Annotated in this window: 1 protein-coding gene; it reads left to right on the forward strand. The window is 74.9% G+C overall.

From position 1 onward, the window contains the following. Nucleotides 1–361 precede the first annotated feature (361 nt). On the forward strand, nt 362–2,021 hold a 1,660-nt coding region (locus EAO70_RS36050; protein ID WP_148007006.1), incomplete at its 3' end, for an AMP-binding protein.

The raw sequence follows: 2,021 nt of genomic DNA on the forward strand, positions 1-2,021 counted from the left end.
TCCCGGCCTCAACCGCGGGACCGCCGAAGAGGTCACGCGACACCCTGGCCGGCGCCCTCACGGCCCGCCGGTCCCGGTCCTCGCGTCGCCGCCGGCCGTACGCAGCATGCTGCGGAGTCACGGTGCCGTGCCCTTCGGTGCCAGCCGCGACCGGCCGGTGCAGAGCCCTGCCCCTGGTCCGTGGCCGCAGCAGGCCCGTTGATCAGTCATGATGACCGCAGACTGAAACAGACCACTCCAGACCGATCTGGTTCACACCAGGTCATTCCAGTAATAGATCCGAACAGAGAAGACCCGGGGGCGGTCCTCCTCGCAGGGACTGCGGGAGCGGCCACCCGCGGGCAGACGCGCGGGGGCGTTGATGCGGGGCAGCGGCGGGACGGTACTGCTGGACGTGCTGACGGGAGCGGCCGAGGCCGCGCCCGGCCAGGTGCTCGTCCACGTCGGCGGCGACGGCACGGAGCACTCCGTCAGCCATCGCGAACTGCTCGACGACGCCCTGCGCGTCGCCGGCGGACTCCTCGACGCCGGCCTCGCGCCCGGGAGCCATCTGCTGCTGCCGGTCGAGCGCAGTGAGGAGTTCCTGCCGCTCTTCTGGGGAGCCGTCGCCGCCGGGCTCGTACCGGTGCCGCTCGCCCCCGACCCGCGGCGCGTGCGGCCCGTGGGGGAGTTCCTCGGCGGGCCCCCGGTGGCCGTCGGCGGCTCCACCGTACGGCTGCTGGACGCCCTGCCCGACTCCTTCCGCCCTCTGCACCTCGACGACCTCCGCGCATGCCCCGCTCCCCCGCTGCTGCCCGAGCGGGCCCCCGACGACGTCGCCTTCCTTCAGTTCTCCTCGGGGAGCACCGGCGCACCGAAAGGGGTCGAGCTGACACACGCGGCCGTGCTCGCCAACCTGGCGCAGATCCGCGCCGCGGCCGGCATCCGCCCCACCGACGTACTGGCCACGTGGATGCCGTACTTCCACGACATGGGGCTCATCGGCACCCACCTCGTGCCGTTGTCGGCACGCATCAAGCAGGTGCGGCTCGAACCACTGACGTTCGCCAAGCGGCCCCTGCGGTGGCTGGAGGCCGCCTCCCGGCACCGCGCCACGCTGCTCTCGGCGGCCAACTTCGCCCTCGCGCTCGTCGAACGGCGCGTGCCCGCGGACGCCCTCCGGGACCTCGACCTCACCTGTGTCCGCATGATGCTCGTCGGTGCCGAGCCGATCTCGCCGTCCGTGTGGCGGTCCTTCACCGGGCGTATGCGTCCGACGGGGCTCCCCGCGAGCGCGCCGACACCCGTGTACGGCCTCGCCGAGTCCACCCTCGCCGTCACCTTCCCGCCGCCGGGCGAGATCGCCCGGCCGCTCGCCCTGGACAGGACCGCGCTCGGCCGCGGCCTCGCCGTGGACACGGCGCCCGGCCCGGACGCGGTGGAGCTGATGGACGTCGGCGGACCCGTGCACGGCTGCTCCGTGCGGATCACCGACGACGCGGGACACCCCGTCGGCGAGCGGCGGGTCGGCCACGTCGAGGTCCGCGGTCCCCAGGTGGCCCGCGGCTACCACGGCGCCCCGGAGGCCACGGCGGAGACCTTCCGCGACGGGTGGCTGCGCACGGGGGACCTGGGGTTCCTGCGCGAGGGCCGCCTCTGTGTGACCGGCCGGTCCAAGGACGTCGTCTTCGTCGACGGGCGCACCCTGCACGCCGCGGACCTGGAGGAGGTCGCGGCGGGCACGCCGGGGCTCGACCGGTGCCCGGTCGCGGTCGTGGGGTCGACCGGCCCCGGCGGCGAAGGCGAGCGCGTGGTCGTCCTTGTCGCCCCCGCGGGTCCCCTCACGGCCGTGGCACCCGAGCTGCTGCGCGCGGTCCGCGACCGGGTGCGGCAGGCCCTGGGACACGACGACGTACGGGTGTTGGCGCTGCCGGCACGCGCGCTCCCGCGCACCACGAGCGGCAAGGTACGGCGCGGGCTGCTGCGCGAACGCTTCGAGGGCGGGGAGTATCCGGAGATCGCGGGGCGGGCTGCGGTGGGGG

This window comes from Streptomyces sp. adm13(2018), from assembly GCF_008042145.1.
In the GTDB taxonomy this organism is placed as follows: domain Bacteria; phylum Actinomycetota; class Actinomycetes; order Streptomycetales; family Streptomycetaceae; genus Streptomyces.